Genomic DNA, 20,657 nt, shown 5'->3' on the forward strand with positions numbered 1-20,657 from the left:
TCCTAACTCCTAACTCTTAACTCCTAACTCCTAACTTTTTACAGCGCACAAGTCAACTCGCCGGCTTTTTGACTGAAGCGGTGATTTTCCCGGTAGTCCACGGGACAATCTATCACGGCGGGTACATCTTGAGCGAGGGCTTCTTTGAGGGTGGGAATCAAATCTAAAGCTGATTCAACTCGGTAGCCTTTTAAACCCATGCTTTCGGCTAATTTGACAAAATCAGGATTGCTAAAATGCACAAAAGATGAGTTTCCTTTGCCAAATTGATTTTCCTGCTTCCACTCAATTAACCCATAGCCACCATCATTGAAAATTATCGTGACAAAAGGCGTACCGACACGTAAGGCTGTTTCTAATTCCTGAGAATTCATCATAAAGCCGCCATCACCTGTTACAGCAACAACTTTGCGCTTAGGATGAACAAGTTTTGCTGCTAATGCGCCAGGAATGGCAATACCCATAGCTGCGAAGCCGTTGGAAATAATACAAGTATTGGGGCTATGGCAATGATAATGACGAGCCATCCACATTTTATGTGCGCCAACATCAGAGATGACGATATCATCTGGGCCCATGACTTGCCGTAAGTCATAAATTAACTTTTGCGGCTTAATCGGAAATCCGTCATCATGGGCATACTGTTCGTAATCAGCCCGAATATCTGACCTTAAACTGATGGCAAACGGATCAGGTTTACCTTGCCGGTCTGCTAATTTTAAAATTTCATAAAGGGAATCTGAAATATCTCCCACGACTTCGGCGTTGGGAATATAACTACTATCAATCTCCGCCGAACTTACCCCAATATGCACAATCGGAATTTCACCATTCCGATTCCATTTCTTCGGGGAAAACTCAATCAAATCATAGCCGATCGCAATTACTAAATCTGTGTTATCAAAGGCACATGTAATAAAATCTCTTTGCTGTAATCCCACTGACCACAAAGCTAGTTGATGTGTGTAGGGAATCACGCCTTTACCCATAAAAGTATTGGCAACAGGTATATTCAGCAATGTGGCAAATTGTGTGACTGCATCACTTGCATTAGCGCGAATTGCCCCATTTCCTACTAAGATTAATGGGTTAACTGCTTGGCAAATTGCGGCTGCTGCTGCCCGAATGCTAGCAAAAGATGCATAGCTTTTTTCACTATTATCCTTACGCAAAGGTTTACCTTCGACGGGCATTGCAGCAATATTTTCGGGCAAATCGATGTGAACTGCACCAGGTTTTTCAGATTGCGATCGCTTAAATGCTTTCCGCACTACTTCTGGTGTAATACTCGGTCGCACAATCTGCTTATTCCACTTGGTAACAGGTGCAAACATTGCCACCAAATCTAAATATTGATGGGATTCAATATGCATTCTATCTGTTCCCACTTGACCAGTAATCGCCACTAAGGGCGCACCATCGAGGTTAGCATCTGCTACCCCAGTCATCAAGTTGGTTGCCCCAGGCCCAAGAGTAGAAAGACACACTCCGGCTTTTCCTGTTAAGCGTCCGTAGACATCGGCCATGAATGCTGCACCCTGTTCATGACGAGTTGTAATAAATTTAATGGAAGAATGTTTTAACGCTTCCAAAACGTGCAGGTTTTCTTCGCCAGGGAGTCCAAAAATATATTGCACTCCTTCATTTTCTAGGCACTGCACCAATAATTCTGCTGTATTCATTTGATTTCCTAACTAGCGACGATATTGGGGAGTGGGGAATGGGCAGTGGGATACTTAAAACAACTTGAAGAATCTTCCTTGTCCCCCTTCTTCCCCTACTCCCTACTCCCCACTCCCCTAATCATTTAACCCACACTGTTTTAACATTGACAAACTCATGTATCCCTTGGATACTCAATTCTCTGCCATATCCAGAACGCTTAATGCCGCCAAAGGGCAATCGGGGATCAGATTTGACCATACCATTGATAAACACGGCACCTGCTTCGATTTCCTCAACCAAGCGATCGCTTTCTTGGTCGTTGGTTGTCCAAGCACTTGCACCTAAGCCAAAGGGTGAGTCATTAGCGAGTTTAATGGCAGCATCCATATCTGGAACCCGGAATAACAAGGCTACCGGGCCGAAGAATTCTTCTTTGGCAATTGGTGTGTCAGGCGGGATATCTATGATAATGGTTGGCGGATAAAAGTTCCCCGGACGATCTGATAAAGGATGTCCACCGATGAGGACTTTACCACCGCTGCTGATGGCATTTTGCACTTGTTGATCTAAATCCTGGAGAATACCAGGTGTTGCCAGTGGGCCTAAATCGGTATCTGGTTGCATGGGATCGCCTACTTTCAGCGCCTCGAATTTTTCTAAAAGCAATTTTTCAAATTTGTCGGCGATCGCTTCTGCGACAATAAAACGTTTCGCTGCAATACATGATTGCCCGTTATTTAACATCCGCGCTGTAGTAGCTGTGACAACTGCTGTCTCTAAGTCAGCACTTGCTAACACAATAAATGGGTCACTTCCTCCCAATTCCAAAACTGTTTTTTTAATTTGTTTACCAGCGGCGACAGCGAGGGATGCGCCTGCTGGTTCGCTTCCGGTCAAGGTAGCAGCTTTTACGCGGTCATCAGCCATTAAATCGGCGACTTTGGTAGCGCCTATTAATAGAGTTTGAAAAGCACCTTCAGGAAAACCTGCTCGTCGGATAATGTCTTCAATTGCCAAAGCGCACTGCGGCACGTTGGAAGCGTGTTTGAGTAAGCCGACATTTCCCGCCATTAGGGCTGGTGCGGCAAAGCGAAAAACTTGCCAAAAAGGGAAATTCCACGGCATCACCGCGAGAATTGCACCCATTGGTTGATAACGTACAAAACTCTGGCTGGCATCAGTTTTTATACTGACATCAGCGAGAAAATCCGGGGCGTGTTGGGCATAGTAGCGACAGACGACGGCGCATTTTTCGACTTCCGCGATCGCTGCTTTAAATGGCTTACCCATTTCCAGAGTCATCAACTTAGCAAATTCTGCTTTGTCTTGCTCTAAAATATCAGCAGCCTTTTGCAGCCAGTGCGATCGTGTCAAAAAACTAGTCTGGCGATACTGTTCAAAAGCCTGATTAGCCAAATCGAGTTTAGCCGTAATTTCTGCATCATTGAGCGGCTCAAATATTTGAAAAGTCTCCCCAGTGGCGGGATTAATGCTGGCGATCGCCATTACCTGACCTCCCGTTAAAAAATAGCTTCAGGTAGGCTTCCTAGTGTTACACAGATCAATTCTGGAAGCTACACCCAAATTTTAGTCTTTTAACCCAGAATTAGTTGCTTAATATTACAATTTCGCAATTAGTTTTTAAATAAAATATACAACTTCACTGTGTATTTATATTGTTAAAATTTGCAATTTTAATTAGTCATTAGTTAGTTGTTTTTCAATACACCATCACTAAAAATTAATGATTGGACTAATAATTGTTGGCATTTGCTGCAAATTTGTCTGATAAACCTTTACTAATCGCTCAATACCTTTGAAACGATAATCTCCCATTTCTTGGAAATCTGAAGGTCGTGAAAGCATTTTGTGAGTGGCTTCACTAATCACGCATTCACTAGGGGGACAAACTACTTCCATGCGCGCAGCAAGATTAATCGTCGCACCTAATGCCGTATAATCTACCCTTTGAGAACTACCGACATCTCCCACAACAGCCTTACCGCTATTAATAGCAATACGTAATTGAAGGGGTTCATGCCAAAAACCATTGGCGTTAAGATGTTCGAGACGAATGAGCATTCCCTTAGCAGCAGTAACAGCGCGATCGGCGTGATCTAGTTGCGGTTCTGGAGCGCCAAAAAATGCCATAATACAATCGCCAATATACTTATCTAAAGTGCCGCCCCAAGTAAACACTTCTTTGAGCATTTCTTCAAATAAATTATTTAACAGTTGAGCGATCGCAGTTGGTGTTAACCGTTCAGAAATTGCCGTAAAGCCAACCAAATCCGCAAACAAAATACTGATTTCGCTCTCGGTGGGAGCTAAACGACCACCCGGTAATCCGCCTAGAGATATCAACTGTTGTACAACTGCTGGAGAATGGTAGCGTTCTAGCCGATGACGAATCATCTCTTCAGTTTTGAGTTTCTCTACTAGTAGCCAACGCTGAACGCTTGAAGCCACAAGGTTTGCTAAAGCTGAAAAAAAGCTGAGTTCTTCCTCGCCTTCATTTGCCCAATGGTAAGAAGAAAGATTGGCATCGGCATACAGTACGCCCACAACTTTATTTTCATCCCATAAAGGCACCGCCATCGCGCTACGAATGCCTTTTACCAAAATACTTTGTTCACTAGCAAAGCGTTCATCCTGATGGGTATCAGCAGTTTGAATAACGACTTTTTCGTCAAATACCTTTTGACAGATACTACGACTAATCCAACTACCATCAGAGGGAAGTTGTTTCTTTTGAGAAATATTTCTAGTGGCAGCATTCACTAATTCTAACTGGCCGGAACCATTGACATCAATTAATAATCCCAAGCGATCAATACTATCAAGGTAACGAAAAACCACTTGTTGCACTTGGGAAAAAATCTCTTCTATAGATGCCGCCGCACAGAGATTTTTAGCTATATCCACTAAGTCTTTGAGACGGGCAATGGTTTTGTCCTTATTATTGATGTTGCCATCCTTGCTATCAGCTGCAATCCATTGCTGTTGTAATTGTTCGACATTGTGAAGGATTGTTCTTTGCTCATTAGTGTCCAAAGTTCCGGGATACTCAGGTGTCGATTGTGAAACAGCGCTTGTGAGCAACACTACCAGGCTAACATTGCCCAGCCAAAGGATATCGCCGTGATGTAACTCTTGAGGATAGCTAACAAGATATTTATTGACTTGCGTCCCGTTTTTGCTACCCAGATCCTCAATAGTCCACACACCGTCAGCCGTTTTCACAAGGCGAGCATGGTTGCGGGATACTCCAGCAAAAGGTAAGTACAAGTTACATTCCGGCAAACGGCCAATTGTAAATACATCTTGCTCAACTGCGATCGTTGTGTCGGTATCTCCCTCTTGTAGGCGTAGCGTGAGTTCAGTCATGAGTGTGATAAGATCCATCGAAGCTAGAGTTACAAGCAGCTGTGAGGTAAGTTATACCCTACAGGTTAACCTTCACCTTTTCTTTATGACACTGTTAACTGCATTCCGACAACTGTATGTGACAGATATTACATTTTAGGAGGAATTTTGCTGGAGGTTCAGTGTAGAAAGAGTTTGAATCTTTTTGTGAAGGGGAACCACCAAATTTTCAATGTTTGTGAGCCAGCGTGGTGAGTTCAGCACTGCGGGGGGGGTTTTCTGGAACTGGCGACTAGCATTAGCGACGCGAGAAACTTTACCCGTAAGGGTGTTGGGAGTTTCCCTAAGGCCCCACTGCTTCACCTCCTAGCTGCTGCCTTTCTTAATAAAACCCATATGGGAACCGCTATATGTAGTTTTCATAATAGCTTGATGAATTATTCATAATTTAGTGATCATAATTATCTACTAGTAAATAATATAAAAGCAGCGTTGATATCGCGTGTACTTCAAAAGTAGATTTAAGCATCTATTAGTGGTAATTAGTAATTCATACTTAGCACGAACAACTGATTAAAAAGTTTAGGTGCTTACTCTCAACAATCATTGATGTATTGGAAATAATTACCTTTATTGCTATTTATCTTTAGTCATAATAATAACATAAAACCTGATGAATCAACGCCCGATTTTTCCTCATGCATCTAATTGGCTGATTGTCATAGCCAATATTTTCTTAGTACTATTAGCTACACTTTTTCCATTTAATTTTTCCATCCCAGACAGGTTTTCTCTGCCAGAAATTTTTGCCAGTTTTAACAATGCTAGTAATTTTCAAGACCAGATAAATAATTTTTTGCTGTTTATGCCTTTAGGTTTCGGCTTCACTAGACTTTTGCAGAAACTAAGGATAAAACCAAGAGTGCAAATTTTCATAGTTACCCTGGTGAGTGCTAGCTTATCGTTGACAGTTGAAGTCTTGCAAGTATTCCTCCCTTCAAGAATGCCTACTCCATCAGACATTGTGAACAATACTATTGGTGGATTTCTTGGTTTGATTTGCTTTTATCTATGGAATAGTCAAAGCTTTAATAATACTGTTGCATCTATAGAAAACAGCAGAGCTAGCCGCTCAGTTAAACAGATAGGAGTATTTTTTATTGGATATATATTTCTAACATTTATGATTTCGCTATTTTCGCAGAGTACGATACATTTGAGTAATTGGGATGCCAATTATCGACTGCTAATTGGCAACGAACAAACGAGGGATAGACCTTGGCAAGGATACATGTCTAAAGTTTATATTGCTGATCGAGCCATTTCAACAAATGAGGTAGCACAAGGATTAGCTGATTCAAGTTACTTTAATAATCTTGGTAATTCTCTAATAGCTAATTATCAATTAAAAGGAAAATGTTGCTATAAAGAACTGACTGGACAATTGCCAGAACTATTCTGGCAAGGACAGCCCTCAGATACACAGGAAGGTAAAGGTGTTTTTTTGAGTTCTAGTCATTGGCTAAAAACAGCTACTCCTGTCACAACTCTCAGCAAAAGAATCAGTAAAAAATCTGAATTTACACTCAGCACTACCCTTGCTACTGCCAACTCAGAGCAGTTTGGCCCTGCCCGCATTATTTCAATTTCTGGCAATTCCCTACGTCGCAATTTGACGCTGGGACAGCAGGGGAATAACTTAGATTTTCGATTAAGAACGCCGATGACTGGAGAAAATGGAGCAGACTTAATACTGAATATACCTAATATTTTTATAGACACTAACCCTCACCACATAATCATCACTTATTGTAGAGCAACTATCCAAGTATATGTAGACAATTTACATAATTTTTACTCTTTGAATTTATTGGAATTAATGCCTAGAAATCAGAGGATTTTTTACTATGCACTAACTTTTATTCCTCTCGGATTTTGCTTAACAATATTAACTCTTTTAGCAAAACAAAGATTGATACTTTCTAAGTTATTGATTTGGGGGGGAATATTAATACCTTCTCTAATATTGGAAGGTATTTTAGTAAGTGAGAGTGGTAAAAACCTCAGTCTAAAAAGCCTATTACTAGGTATGTTATTTACAGGAGGAACTATGTTGATTTTGAGAGTGCGGGCTGCTCAATTAAAAAGGAGAAATTAACAATTTTTCATTTTCTGTCACTCTGATTTAATTGGGTGGTAATTCCAAACTGATTTCACCTAGCAAACCCTTGCGAAAATCTGTTAAAAGTTGTCTTGCAGCTCGCTCTATATCACCTTTGTAACGATGCTCCGCCAAGGCGTGCAAATAGATATCTCCAGTGTCGGATATTGAATCGAGTTGGTAGCGGGACTGTAATGGTTTTTTTGGTAGTAAATCTGTGGCTACAGCTTCCAAATAGTTTAGTAAATCCACTAAGGCTGCTGCTACTAGCTGATTATCGTAAGATGCTTCACCGATATCATCACAAATGGCTAATTTCAATGCTGCGTCTTGGTCTTCCAATCTTACAGGAATGACACCAGGAGCATCTAGCAATTCCAAATGTTCGGAAATTCGCACCCAGCGCAGTTGGCGAGTCACCCCAGGACGGGCTGCACTTTCCACTACTCGCTTTCCTAACAGACGGTTAATCAAAGCTGATTTACCGACATTAGGAAAACCAATCACCACAGCCCGGACTGGACGGGGTAACATTCCGCGATCGCTTCTTCTTTGATTGAGTTCTACCCCAGCGGCTTGCGCTGCCCGTGCTACTTCTGCTATACCTTTACCATGTTGAGCGTTGGTAAAATAAGGGACTTCTCCCTGACGTTTAAACCAATCTATCCACAGCGATCGCATTTGCGGCGTAATCATATCTACTCGGTTAAGTATCAACACCCGTGTCTTACCCTCCACCCACTCACCTATTTGGGGATGGTGAGTTGCTAAGGGAATCCGGGCGTCTCGGACTTCAAACACCACATCTACGCGCTTCAGCTGTTCTTTGAGCTTCTTTTCAGCTTTAGCAATGTGACCTGGATACCATTGAATCAGGTTTAATCTATAGTTTTGAGTTATAGCCATAGTCAATTACCAAATAAATTATTATCACTTATCAATTATCATTCACTATGGCTTGATGTAAAATCAGACGATTGCCATCAGGGTCATAAGCATAAATTTCTCTGCCGTGGTCAGCAATGGAAATGTTCCCTGGTGGAGGATAGCCCAAAGCAGTTAGGTGAGCGATCGCATCTTCTAAGTTACTCACCTCTAAACACAAACTTATCTTACTTTTGGCGTACACACAAAGTGGCTTGTCGTCAGACATCGCTTCAAATTCCGATTCGTTTGTGTTCTTGGGTTTAAAAATACCTAATCGCATACCAACCAAATTAAACTCAGCATAGATATTCGCAATCAAAATAATTGGCTTTTGCTCCAGAAATCTAGTATAGAAATTCACTAACTCCTCAAAATTAACTGATGCTATGGTGACAAATGCGTTAGTGTACTGGAAAACCATATAAGCCTTAAGTTATTTGATTTTTTTGAGACTCTCACTTTTCTAAAGTTCTTACACTCGAGCGATCGCTGAATTATCTTTATCAGTTGTGCATCCAAAGGTTTGAGTTATAGCAAATCCTAATAGAAGTATGAATATAAATGATGGTAATTTAGCTAGCATAAATTTGAGCGTCAAAAAAGCTGTGGTGTCAAATATAATAAGTTATTACTACAACTTCCTGGAAGCGGATTTCTGAGAATGCGATCGCCCTACAGCCCTTCTCCTAAAGGAGACGCTGTTCGCGTTCGGGTATCCTACGGCAGGCGTTGGCGCAGCCATCGCCGTTAAATTTTAAGTACCGTCTCGTCCTGGTAACAGGTCTTTAATTCTTTCCCACTGGTCATCCCGTAGGGCATAACGACCGCTTGTCATGGTGAGCAAATCCTTTGATTTGGGTCAGTTTCTACTTTATCTTTCTTTACATTAACTGATGACACGCCCTAAGCACTTGGGGAAAATTATTAGCCTTGTTATGAATCAAGCTGAGGGAACAGGAAGACGCGGTTACGCTATCCCACCAATCGACACTAACAACCTGTTAAGTTCTAAAGCTGTTACAACATTTATATAACTAAATAACAGGATACTTAGCAGGCTAGATAACCTGACTTTTCACGTTATGTGGAAAAACCACGAAACACCTAACCCCTTCCCGACGCTCTAAGGGGGAAAATTCAAAGTCTCTCTCGTCTTAGGAGAGAGAAATAGAAGTGAGGTTTTCCAGATACCGTGAAAAGTCAGGCTTGTGACAGTTGCGTAAGTCCTGATTAAGCAGATCGCTGCAATCCATTAAGAGCTAGATCGACAGTACCTGCTGAATTTGGAGAATAAGCTATATCTAAAGAAACACTACCTTCTATCGTCTGAGTGCCACCAATTAAAGGAGTTCTAGTACCTGTTGCAAAAGCGTTATTTGTTGCATTAAACACCAAAGGAGATGGGCTAGGATTGTCAGCCGAGTTAATATTAATGTCAATAATCTTTCCGGGGGTTAACTTCAAGGTACTAAAAACAGCCCCAGCCTGAGCTTGGGCGTCTTTAACCGCTTCGCTAAGAACCTGCAAACGTGCCTGCTGCAATGCTTGGTCTGAGGCAGTGAAGCTTATATTCTGTATTAAATTCGCCCCTGCTTGGATAGCTGTGTCAATTGCTGCCCCAGCTCGAGCCGTTGGTAACTCAAACTGAAGTGTGTTGAGTTCTGTAAAGCCAGTTAGGATTTGGCTATCATTATAGACGGGATTTAGTTGAATAGATGTAGTTTGAAGTTCTTGCGCCCCAAGCTTTTGCAGCGCATCAACTACTGCTGTTGAACGTTGAGCAGTTTCTTGTTGAACTTCGGTTACGGTTTTTCCGTCTACTTGAATCCCCAATTGCACCTCAGTTAAAGTAGTGGGAACGGTGACTTCTCCTTGACCAGTAACTTTCAATATCTGAGCAGTGTTTGGATTAGTGTTACCAGTCAGGGGATCGACGATCGCAACAGCCGGCTTACTCGCACCTGTAAGATTATCAGTAGCCGAAGCGAGAGTAGCTGCTGAATTTGGAGAATAACCGATATCTAGAGAAACACTACCTTCTATCGTCTGAGGACTACCAATTATAGGAGTTGTAGGAATCTTTGCAAAAGCGTTATTTGTTGCATTAAACACCAAAGGAGATGGGCTAGGATTGTCAGCCGAGTTAATATTAATGTCAATAATCTTTCCGGGGGTTAACTTCAAGGTACTAAAAACAGCCCCAGCCTGAGCTTGGGCGTCTTTAACCGCTTCGCTAAGAACCTGCAAACGTGCCTGCTGCAATGCTTGGTCTGAGGCAGTGAAGCTTATATTCTGTATTAAATTCGCCCCTGCTTGGATAGCTGTGTCAATTGCTGCCCCAGCTCGAGCCGTTGGTAACTCAAACTGAAGTGTGTTGAGTTCTGTAAAGCCAGTTAGGATTTGGCTATCATTATAGACGGGATTTAGTTGAATAGATGTAGTTTGAAGTTCTTGCGCCCCAAGCTTTTGCAGCGCATCAACTACTGCTGTTGAACGTTGAGCAGTTTCTTGTTGAACTTCGGTTACGGTTTTTCCGTCTACTTGAATCCCCAATTGCACCTCAGTTAAAGTAGTGGGAACGGTGACTTCTCCTTGACCAGTAACTTTCAATATCTGAGCAGTGTTTGGATTAGTGTTACCAGTCAGGGGATCGATGATCGCAGGAGCCTGCCCACTCACAACTGTGAGATTATTTGTGTTAGCCATCTTATTCTCCTTGCTTAAATGATGTTTGAAACCTGTTGATGTTTTATTGACTTACCAAAAATTAAACCCTAATACTCAAAAAGTCAAAACTCAAAACTCAACCAAAACACCCCACTTCATAGGGTGTTTTTGTTTTATGGTATTTCAGCTATCCGTTGCTATTCAACCTCATACGGTAAATTGAGTTTATCCCATGAGAGAAAATGACATCTCGATTTTATGGTTAGTCTTGTAAATATAACGAGCGCGGAGGGATTTGAACCCCCGACCCACAGAACCGGAATCTGTTGCTCTATCCACTGAGCTACGCGCCCTTAATATTTCATATTATAGCACGTCTGTGATCAAATTTGCAGCCTAGAAAAACTTGGTTTCTGGGTTAAAGATAATCGGCGGGGTTGACGGGTGTACCATTCCGACGAACTTCAAAGTGGAGGTGGGGGCCAGTTGAGAAACCTGTGGAACCCACAGCAGCGATCGCTTGTCCGCGTTCAACTGCTTGTCCTTCGGAAACATACAACTCGCTGGTATGTCCGTACAGTGTAGTCATACCATTGCCGTGGTCGATAATTACAGCTCTGCCATAACCACCATACCACCCAGCAAAAATCACTCTTCCCGAATCGGCTGCCCGAATTGTACTACCATAGCTAGCGGCAAAATCTAACCCGGCATGAAAGCGACGATAGCCAAGGATTGGGTGTATCCGCCAGCCGAAGGGACTGCTAGTAGGAGCGTCGCTAGGATATGCCATTACACCAGTTCCGTGAATAATCATGCTTGTCCGGCTATTGGTTTTTGCTTGCGCCTCTTCTGTTGCTCTAGCTTCTGCTACCTTTTGTTGAATCAAGATTTCCAAATTTTTGGATTCCCTCTCTAGCTGGTTTTGCGCTGCTTCCAAGGCCAGGCGATCGCTATTGAGGCGTTGAATCAATTCTGATTGCGATTGCGCCTGAGTTTGATAATCGGCTTTTTGTGCTAACAGTTGCTCACGAATCAAGGCGATTTCATTTTTTTGCTGTTCTACGTCCGTTTTTTGTTTGTTGATCAAAATTGCTTGTTGGTTGAGTTTTACCAAAATTTGTTCGTCTGCCTGATACACTAACTTCAACTGATGACGGCGGCTGATAAAGTCGCTGATATTTTGACTTTGGAGCAAAACTGCCCATCCAACAGATGCTGGCGATCGCTGGAGATAACGCAATCGTGCTACTGTTGCTATTTGCCGCTCCTGATAGGAACGTTCCGCTACAGCTAAATCAGTTTCCAACTGCTGAAGGCGTCGGGTGGCGAGTTGTAATCGTGATTCGCTCTCTTGAAGAGAGTTATCTGTAGTTTGCAGATTTTGCTTTAAACCAGTGAGGTATTTTTGGGCCTCTTGTTGGAGATTTGTTAAGCGATCGCGATCGTTAACCACACTCTCACGCTGCTGATTTGTTTGTTGCTGCTGTTGTTGCAAAGTATCAATAGACTCTGTGGACGTTGCGTGGGCTGGAATTAATGCCAAACAAATCCACAAAATGCAGCAAAATGCAATAGATAAATAGCCAAAAATCTGCTTTTTTGCGATAAATTGCGCTCTCATAGTGTGAGCCTAACCAAAATGATGTTTTCAAACCCTATGAGGATTATTCCCAAAATCTGATTTACCCACTCCAATGCATTATTAAATTGGTTTGCCAAGTTGTAACACAAGGATTCCAGCTATGTCAGCATTGAGCAGGTATATCAGCCAATGAAATGTATGAACGCACGTATAGCAATTCTCTTAATTACCTTGGTTTTTCCAGGTTTAGCAGTGGTGGGAGTATCGTTATATTGGTTTAATTTCGATTATGCAGCACTGATCAAAGCTGAAAGATATGTGGAAAACCTGGTAGAGGTAGGAAAAGTAAATGATAGACAGTTAGAGTACGCCTATCATCGCATCTACATTCATCGCATCAATGTATTTGCCGATGGAACTTGGGGATTACTGGGAGGAGTAATTGCAGCGCTAGGCATACATGGATTAGTCACTATTAAAGAGAATCCCTAGTTACTCATTATCGGTATTCTCTTCGGATTCGCAGATCGAGCGATCGCTAGTTGATGAATGCCATGCTGCTATAGCAATCCGATTTGATTCCTGAACTTACTTGCGTAGAGGGCAATAGGCACTCTTGCAAGAAGCAAAAGGAAAGAAAGCTCTTTGAGTTGTACTGAGTCTTGTTCAAAAATCAAAGAGCTTTCTTATATGAACAGCAAATCGAAATACGGCTTGCATTGTTAATGCATCCCCTTGCAATGTTAATGCGTCAGCCGCATTGTTAATGCATCCCCTTGCAATGTTAATGCGTCGGCCGCATTGTCAATGCATCGGTCGCAATGTTAATGCGTCAGCCGCATTGTTAATGCATCCCCTTGCAATGTTAATGCGTCGGCCGCATTGTCAATGTATCGGTCGCAATAAAAACGCTAGGCTTTTACGCAAAACGGTACTAAAAAATTCATCGATGATCACGATTCACTCAAAGCTAACGTCAGTGAGCAAGGTGAGAAGTTGCTAGGTGGTAAGCACATCCTCTTTTAAGCTGATGAGTAAAGTAATAAACTTCTTGTTTCAGCAATTGTGTGAAATAATTCCCTTATCCTGATGCTATTAACCCTTCATACAAATGAAGGGTTTTGAAATCTGCTAAAGTTTCAGTTACCCTGAAACTCATAACTCAGCACGGGCTAAACCATAGCTATCCGCTAACAGGACTTAGGACTGATGCAGAACAGGCAAGAAAAAATTTCACAAATGGTAGTGACTGCTGGGCAGATGCGCGATATTGAAGAGCGGATCTTTGCAGCGGGAATGCCTGTAGTAGCTTTGATGGAAAAGGTGGCGGGATTCATTGCCCGTCGCATTCAAGAGATCCCCCCAACACCCCTTAAAAAGGCTTGTTCTGTTCCTGCAAACACCCCCTTAAAAAGGGGGTCGCCACAGGCGGGGGGATCTCGTGTCGGAATTCTTGTCGGCCCTGGTCATAATGGCGGCGATGCTTTAGTAGTAGCCCGTGAATTACACTTTCGCGGGTATGAAGTTTGGATTTATTCTCCTTTCTCTAAGCTCAAGGAATTAACTTCGCAGCATTTGCAGTATGCTCAGAGTTTGGGCATTCCAATTTATCAAACAATTGAGCAACTGCCAGATTCTGATTTGTTGATTGATGGCTTGTTTGGGTATGGTTTAGAAAGAAACCTCACTGATCCCATTGCCTCTGCAATTAATCAGCTAAATGAATTGCCTGTGCCGATTTATAGCATCGATTTACCTTCAGGTTTACACACCGACACAGGCGAAGTATTAGGAACTGCCATTCGCGCCACTCACACTTTTTGCTTGGGTTTATGGAAACTAGCTTTTTTCCAAGATCAGGCGCTGGAATATCTCGGCAAAGCTGAGTTAATCGATTTCGATATTCCTTTAGCTGATGTGGAAGCTGTTTTAAAAGATGCACCCAGGATTAAACGTATTACACCAGCAACGGCACTTGCTACTCTACTCGTACCCCGTCCACCAGTCACCCACAAATATAAGCAAGGACATTTACTGTTGATTTGCGGTTCGCGGCGCTATGCAGGTGGAGCAATTTTAACTGGTTTGGGTGCTAGGGCTAGTGGTGTAGGGATGCTTTCGATTGCCGTACCCGAATCCCTGAAATCTCTTTTGGTGTCACACTTGCCAGAAGCACTAATTGTCGGTTGTCCAGAGACGGAAACCGGAGCGATTGCCCAATTACAATTACCAGAAAACACTGATCTGAGTTCCTTTAATGCGATCGCCTGTGGCCCCGGTTTAACACGAGATGCGACTCCGATTGTCCGAGAAGTGATCAACAGCGATCGCCCTTTGGTTCTTGATGCCGATGGTTTAAATATCCTGGCACAAATGGGAGCGATCGCCACATTAAAAAAACGTCAAGCACTAACTATACTCACACCCCACACTGGCGAATTCCAGCGATTGTTTCCTGATGTCGCTGATGCCAAACATCACAGGGTGAAAGCAGTACAGTCAGCAGCAGTGCAAAGTGGGGCTGTAGTGTTGTTGAAAGGGGCGAGAACTGCCGTAGCAAACCCTCAAGGTGCCGTTTGGATTGTTCCTGAAAGCACACCCGCCTTGGCGCGTGGCGGTAGCGGCGACGTATTAACTGGGCTAATGGGTGGATTGTTGGCACAAGCGACAACTAAACAGATTCCCGTAGAAGATATTGTGGCAACTGCCGCTTGGTGGCATTCGCAAGCGGGTATTTTAGCAGCCCAAAAGCGTACCGAATTGGGTGTAGATGCGTTTACATTAACACAATACTTAGTGAAAGCTCTAAGTTAGTCAATCCCCTCGTTCCCACTCTGAGACTGGGAACGAGGGGATTCAGCTATTGACTAAATACCAACGCTGTAGCGCCAGCCGTTGAATTTCGCGCCAGGGAATATTATGTTTTCGGGCTAACTCTGCACAATCTTCATATTCTGGCTGCACATTAACAATAACTTTTTCTGGTGATTGTCCCTTCCATGCAACTTTGACACGCACTTTGCCATATTCAATTTCCACTTGTTGAATTTCGCGTTGTAAAATGGCGCGTTGCTGAGTTGTTCGCCGAATGCCCAAAGTAGTGGTTTCGCTAAATAAAATCGCTTCACAACTGAGTAAATTTTCTGGATGACAGATCACAGTCAGCAAAATCCCTGGACGGGACTTTTTCATGCCGATCGCTTGAGTAAAAACATCCACCGCACCAGCCGCAAACAATGCCTCAAACACATAGCCGATCGCTTGCGGATTTAAATCATCAATTTGGGTTTCTAGTACGGAGATGGTTTCTAAATTTGCGGTAGTATCTTCAGAATCGCTGAAGTTTGACTGTAAACTTGGGCTTTCACCCAGCCAGAGGCGTAGAATATTGGGAATGGGTAAATTTATGGTTCCGGCTCCCAGTCCTATTTGCTTGATAGCGATCGCAGGTGGTGAACCAAAATCTCTTGCCAAAGTAGTAGCGATCGCAGCTCCTGTTGGTGTCACTAGTTCTCGTTCAATGCTGTTGCTATAAACTGGACAACCTCGCATTTCCCACAGCTTTAATACCGCTGGTACTGGTACCGCCATCTGACCATGTGCAGCCCGAACAGTGCCGCCCCCAGTCGGGAACGCCGAGCAGTAAAGTAGGGGCCATCCTTGGTCATTGCTCTCAATCCCCAACCAATCTAACCCCAGGCAAGTACCCACAATATCTACGATCGCATCTACAGCACCTACTTCATGAAAATGAACTTTTTCTGGGGAAATTCCATGCACTGCTCCTTCTGCTACTGCTAGCTGTCGGAATACCGCCAAACTCCAAGCTTCTGCCCGTGATGGCAACCTTGCTTTGAGAATCATTTGCTCTATTTCTGGCAGGTGGCGTGTGTGATCGTGACTGTGTTCGCGATCGTGATGGTGATGATCATCGTCTACTAAATCCACATAGACTTTAGTCGCCTGCTGACCATTGCGTTGGACAAATTCCGCCCTTAACTGATATTCCTGTTCAATACCCAATCCATTGAGTTTTTCAATTAAATACTCCATAGGAACACCCAAACTTACCAAAGCACCCAGGCACATATCACCAGAAATTCCTGTCGGACATTGAAAATAAACTATTTTATTCATAGTCATTAGTCATTGGTCATTAGTCATTGGTCATTAGTCAAGAGTTATTCTCTCCTATCCCCAGTCCCCAATCCCCAGTTTTTCTATGGCAAAAATTTTCCCAGTTCATCCGGATAATCCTCAAATTCGCCGAATAGAGGAAATAAAGTCGGCGCTTTCTAGTGGCGCAGTCATGCTTTACCCTACTGATACAGTCTATGCGATCGGTTGTGATTTGAATGCCAAGTCGGCGGTAGAACGAGTGCGGCAAATTAAACAGCTAGCAAATGATAAACCACTGACATTTTTATCTCCCTCGCTTTCAAATGTGGCAACTTATGCCTTCGTAAGTGACACAGCCTATCGAATTATGAAACGCCTGATTCCAGGGCCATACACGTTTTTGCTCCCAGCTACTAAGTTAGTACCGCGATTGGTGCAAAGCCCCAAGCGGAAAACTACTGGAATTAGAGTACCAAACCATACTGTGTGTTTGGAGTTGTTGGCAGCGTTGGGCAATCCGATTATTTCAACTTCAGCACATCTGCCACCAGATGAAGCAGATAATGGCATGATTCGGATAGACCCAGAAACTGTTCAGTCGCGGGTAGAGCTATTTGACCGTTTGGACAAGTTGGTAGACATAATTATAGACACTGGCGAAGAACCTACATTTGAAGTGTCTACCATCTTGGATATGACCGGAGACGAAGCAGTAATTATACGGAGGGGTTTAGGTTGGGAAGCAGCAGCAGCATGGGTATAAGAATTAAACTTCACAGGCGCACCTGTTTGTTTCGGAAAATGTGATAAAAAAAACTCCACTTTTGAAATTGTCATACTTAAAGACGATGTCTACTACGAGCTATTTAGTGAAGCAGTGGATATAACAGGATGGTGGCAACAGTTGGCACAGCAAGGTATTTGACAACTTTCAGAAAATGGCGGGTACTTTTGTCCCAGCGGCAATCTGGTGGCTTGTGAAAAAACCGACACATTGCCATAACTGTAACTCTTTCGTATTTCCTACAGTTTTATATATGAGCTTTAGATGTGAGCATTACATGCGGCAAGTTTTGATGGATGAATGCCCAAAGATTCTCCAGCCAAGGCCAGCCTTGATCGCTGTGTCTGCGTTGTAATTACGGTGCAATACTACTACCTGGAAAAGTCATGAAAGCTAACGTCGTCAATCTACCAAACTCTAGACCCATTTTTGAAAACCACGTTTCGACCGAAGAATTTTCAGATAGCAGCAGTGATACCTTGATTGAGTTGCTGTGTGAGGAAATGCAAGCGCAAGTGAAAGCAGCACCCAAGTGCGTAGAAGCTTTAGCAAAGCGCATAGCCGTAGAAGTAGAACGCATTTGCGACAAAAGCTCTCGTATCCAAACATCTGGGCAAATCAAGTCTTGGCAGATGACGTTGGGAAGGCATCGGATGCAAAAGTGCTTACGTTACTACCAACTAGGTTCCAAACAAGGGCGTGTGGAATTACATAGCAATTTAGGTGCTATGGTTTACCGCCATGTGACTACATCCGGCTCTGAGTTGGGTTTTGAAGCTCGTTACAGCCTAATTGAAGATTTTTTACAAGCATTTTATATCGAAGCGATCAAAGCTTTCCGCAGAGAAAACGAACTACCTGAGGATCACACGCCGCGTACTCAGCTACAATTAGCTGAATACATGGCCTTTACGGAGCAGTATGCCAAACGCCGGATCAATTTACCAGGTGGTGCAAATCAGCAATTGATTATCTTGCGTGCCCAAGGTTTTGCTCGTCGTCAGCCACAAGAAACTACTGTGGATATTGAAATGGCGGTAGAGTCTGCTAAGGGTGAAGAAGCAGAATCTTACCAGCGCAACTCGGCGGTGCAACAGCTGCGATCGCAAATGATTGCCCAAACTAATTTCGATCCATCAGAAGAGTCAGAACGTGATCGCGTCATCACTGAATTGATGAAATACCTGGAGTCTCAAGGCCAATCTGACTGTATGAACTATCTTAGTCTGAAACTCCAAGACCTCTCAGCCCCAGAAATTGACCAAATTCTCGGTTTAACTAGCCGTCAGCGTGATTATCTCCAACAACGCTTCAAATACCACGTAGAAAAGTTTGCCAAGCAACACCACTGGCAATTAGTACATCAATGGTTAGGTGCGGGTTTAGAGCAAAAGTTGGGTTTATCTTCCCAGCAGTGGGAAATTTTTGTGAATCAACTCACAGAACAGCAACAGCAAATATTACAGTTAAAAACTGCCCGACAAAACGACGTTGCGATCGCCAAAGCTATAAAATGCACCCCCAAACAGCTACAAAAGCGTTGGACTCAACTTTTAGAACTAGCATGGGCTATCCGCAACGGTCATACTGAGGCACAGACGGGTTGAAGCTAAGATGAAATCACTAAAATTTATCCAAGCTAAATTCTAGTTGTTAGAGAGGTTAAAAAAAGGTTAAGGGGCAAAGAGAAAAGGAAATTCCATTCCTTTCATACTTCCCTAAATTAGTAACTCGTTCCTGATCCAAATTATTAATACATTTGTATTTATTTAGTACAAAAATACCAATGTTTTCGGATTTTTTACCTATTAATCCAACCTTGTTTAGTCAAAATCAAAAATTCATATTAAGCAACTGACCATTTGTTACTGCTTCTGTGAAATCCTATAATAAGCAGGACTTTTGGCAGAGGGATTTAGGATGGCTCTGACTCAAGGCGGACGGGCAAATAAGTCTGGGAATATTTTAGAAGGAAATGTAGAAGCAATCTTAAATGGGCATAATTATTTCCAAGTAGGGAACTATGTCCCAAAAGAATTTATATTGAATGCTGCTTTATTACCAAAACGTTATGGAAAGGAAGTTTATATTGGAACTGGAATTTATCATACCCTTCTGAAAGTTGATTTTTATGTTATTGGCTCACCTGCAATGCCATCTGGTTTAATTTTCGAGTGCAAATGGCAAGAAAGCCCCGGTTCGGTTGATGAAAAATTTCCTTATTTAAACATGAATATTCAGCACTATTACCCTACACCAACTATTGTGATTTTAGGCGGTGAAGGTATGCGAGAAGGCGCAAGTAAATGGCTGAAAGCAAGAGTGAATGATAACCATAATTTATTAGCAGTTTATAGCTTAGACAGATTCATTGCTTGGGCAAATAAAAATCTTTAAAAGATGTAATTAATAGTTCAGAGATCATCCCTCTATTTTTTATGTTTGAGTTAATTGATCGTGCTGCTTTGATTCTATAGCTTTCAAAATTGATATCTGTATAAATCTTTCTAATAAATTCACTATCAGAATTACATACCATAACTTTGACACCACGACTTGCCAACTCGGCACAAGTATCTCTCAAAAGTTCTTGGTCTTTTTTACTAAAAGAATTTGGACTATAAGCGGTGAAATAGCTAGTGTTGTTTATAGGATGGTAGGGCGGGTCAAAAAATACAAAGTCGTCACTGCTAGTCGCATGATTTAGGACTTCTGTAAAATCTGCTTGTTGAATTTCCGCATGAGAAAGTGCTATAGAAGCCACTCGTAGTAATTCCTCATGACAAATATTGGGATTTTCATATCTGCCTAAAGGCACATTAAATTTGCCCTGTGAGTTGACTCGATAAAGACCATTAAAACAAGTCTTATTAAGATAAATTATTCGAGCAGCTTTCTCTATATTAGTACCACCATAGTTGTTTCGGACACTATAGTAATAATCTTTATTATGTCGGTTTTTATGCTCTTTCAATATAGAAATTAACTCCTCAACATTATCTCTAACACAACAATAAGTGTTAATTAATTCGGTGTTAATATCAGTTAAAATGGCTGTGGTTGGTTGGAGATAGAAAAAAACAGCACCCCCACCTAAGAATGGCTCATAGTAATTTTTATAACTTTTGGGAAAATAAGGAATATATTGCTGTATCAACCTACTTTTACCCCCTGCCCACTTCAAAAATGGACGCGGGCTAGTTTCCTTGGGGATTTGAATTACCATTTAATTCCGATTTAACTGAAAATAATCGCGACTAAATAAAGCCAATATAACCGACGAGCCATATTTTATATTAACTGGCTAATTTTCTAGCCGCATAGATTACAATTGAGTAGATAAAGCAGATCAAAACAAACGTAAGTATATAACAAGGCAGTTT

General features: G+C 42.3%; 16 protein-coding genes and 1 tRNA gene. 6 read left to right on the top strand and 11 right to left on the bottom strand.

Features of this window, described 5'->3' with window-relative positions:
• Positions 1 to 38: 38 nt before the first annotated feature.
• The 4 genes from V7K85_RS33230 to V7K85_RS33245 form a co-directional block, all read right to left on the bottom strand.
• Positions 39 to 1,682 carry an acetolactate synthase large subunit gene (locus tag V7K85_RS33230; protein ID WP_334820474.1) on the bottom strand — a complete coding sequence of 548 codons (1,644 nt, stop codon included), beginning with the start codon at positions 1,680 to 1,682 and terminating at the stop codon, positions 39 to 41.
• A gap of 121 nt (positions 1,683 to 1,803) precedes the next feature.
• A complete protein-coding gene (locus V7K85_RS33235; RefSeq protein ID WP_334820475.1) occupies positions 1,804 to 3,171 on the bottom strand; it encodes an NAD-dependent succinate-semialdehyde dehydrogenase in 1,368 nt (455 codons plus the stop codon).
• Positions 3,172 to 3,399: 228 nt separating this feature from the next.
• Positions 3,400 to 5,052, bottom strand: a complete 1,653-nt coding sequence (locus V7K85_RS33240; RefSeq protein ID WP_334820477.1) for an adenylate/guanylate cyclase domain-containing protein — start codon at positions 5,050 to 5,052, stop codon at positions 3,400 to 3,402.
• A 135-nt stretch (positions 5,053 to 5,187) separates the two neighbouring features.
• Positions 5,188 to 5,394 (bottom strand): hypothetical protein, encoded by a 207-nt coding sequence (locus tag V7K85_RS33245; protein ID WP_334820479.1) that lies wholly within the window; start codon positions 5,392 to 5,394, stop codon positions 5,188 to 5,190.
• 310 nt (positions 5,395 to 5,704) lie between these two features.
• Between V7K85_RS33245 and V7K85_RS33250 the strand changes: the two genes are divergently transcribed.
• Positions 5,705 to 7,189 (top strand): VanZ family protein, encoded by a 1,485-nt coding sequence (locus V7K85_RS33250; RefSeq protein WP_334820481.1) that lies wholly within the window; start codon positions 5,705 to 5,707, stop codon positions 7,187 to 7,189.
• Positions 7,190 to 7,216: 27 nt separating this feature from the next.
• Here the strand turns inward: V7K85_RS33250 and ylqF are convergent, their stop codons facing one another.
• The 5 genes from ylqF to V7K85_RS33275 all read right to left on the bottom strand — a co-directional run bounded on the left by ylqF (position 7,217) and on the right by V7K85_RS33275 (position 12,410).
• Entirely contained in the window at positions 7,217 to 8,098 is an 882-nt protein-coding gene (ylqF, locus tag V7K85_RS33255; RefSeq protein WP_334820482.1) for a ribosome biogenesis GTPase YlqF, read from the bottom strand.
• A 31-nt stretch (positions 8,099 to 8,129) separates the two neighbouring features.
• Positions 8,130 to 8,540, bottom strand: a complete 411-nt coding sequence (locus V7K85_RS33260; protein ID WP_334820483.1) for a VOC family protein — start codon at positions 8,538 to 8,540, stop codon at positions 8,130 to 8,132.
• Positions 8,541 to 9,349: 809 nt separating this feature from the next.
• Complete coding sequence (locus tag V7K85_RS33265) at positions 9,350 to 10,825, bottom strand: SIMPL domain-containing protein (protein ID WP_334820484.1); 1,476 nt, start codon at positions 10,823 to 10,825, stop codon at positions 9,350 to 9,352.
• 241 nt (positions 10,826 to 11,066) lie between these two features.
• Positions 11,067 to 11,139 (bottom strand) — tRNA-Arg (locus V7K85_RS33270).
• Between the two features lie 65 nt (positions 11,140 to 11,204).
• Complete coding sequence (locus V7K85_RS33275) at positions 11,205 to 12,410, bottom strand: murein hydrolase activator EnvC family protein (protein WP_334820486.1); 1,206 nt, start codon at positions 12,408 to 12,410, stop codon at positions 11,205 to 11,207.
• Between the two features lie 159 nt (positions 12,411 to 12,569).
• Between V7K85_RS33275 and V7K85_RS33280 the strand changes: the two genes are divergently transcribed.
• A complete protein-coding gene (locus V7K85_RS33280; protein ID WP_334820488.1) occupies positions 12,570 to 12,863 on the top strand; it encodes a hypothetical protein in 294 nt (97 codons plus the stop codon).
• Between the two features lie 717 nt (positions 12,864 to 13,580).
• Positions 13,581 to 15,185, top strand: a complete 1,605-nt coding sequence (locus tag V7K85_RS33285) for an NAD(P)H-hydrate dehydratase (protein ID WP_334820490.1) — start codon at positions 13,581 to 13,583, stop codon at positions 15,183 to 15,185.
• A 42-nt stretch (positions 15,186 to 15,227) separates the two neighbouring features.
• Here the strand turns inward: V7K85_RS33285 and larC are convergent, their stop codons facing one another.
• A complete protein-coding gene (gene larC, locus V7K85_RS33290; RefSeq protein ID WP_334820834.1) occupies positions 15,228 to 16,508 on the bottom strand; it encodes a nickel pincer cofactor biosynthesis protein LarC in 1,281 nt (426 codons plus the stop codon).
• A gap of 85 nt (positions 16,509 to 16,593) precedes the next feature.
• Between larC and V7K85_RS33295 the strand changes: the two genes are divergently transcribed.
• The 3 genes from V7K85_RS33295 to V7K85_RS33305 all read left to right on the top strand — a co-directional run bounded on the left by V7K85_RS33295 (position 16,594) and on the right by V7K85_RS33305 (position 19,671).
• The gene (locus V7K85_RS33295; protein ID WP_334820492.1) at positions 16,594 to 17,253 is read left to right on the top strand and encodes an L-threonylcarbamoyladenylate synthase; all 660 of its coding nucleotides are present in this window, start codon (positions 16,594 to 16,596) and stop codon (positions 17,251 to 17,253) included.
• Positions 17,254 to 17,660: 407 nt separating this feature from the next.
• A complete protein-coding gene (locus V7K85_RS33300) occupies positions 17,661 to 18,881 on the top strand; it encodes a HetZ-related protein (protein WP_334820494.1) in 1,221 nt (406 codons plus the stop codon).
• A 313-nt stretch (positions 18,882 to 19,194) separates the two neighbouring features.
• Positions 19,195 to 19,671: a PD-(D/E)XK nuclease superfamily protein gene (locus V7K85_RS33305; protein WP_334820496.1), complete on the top strand. Its 477-nt coding sequence runs from the start codon at positions 19,195 to 19,197 to the stop codon at positions 19,669 to 19,671.
• On the opposite strand, the gene V7K85_RS33310 is transcribed toward V7K85_RS33305, so the two are convergent.
• Positions 19,643 to 20,500, bottom strand: coding sequence for a DNA adenine methylase (locus tag V7K85_RS33310; protein WP_334820498.1), 858 nt, complete (start codon positions 20,498 to 20,500; stop codon positions 19,643 to 19,645). The two genes, V7K85_RS33305 and V7K85_RS33310, sit on opposite strands and share 29 nt — an antisense overlap.
• Positions 20,501 to 20,657: the final 157 nt, after the last annotated feature.

Source organism: Nostoc sp. (assembly GCF_036917615.1).
GTDB lineage: Bacteria > Cyanobacteriota > Cyanobacteriia > Cyanobacteriales > Nostocaceae > Nostoc.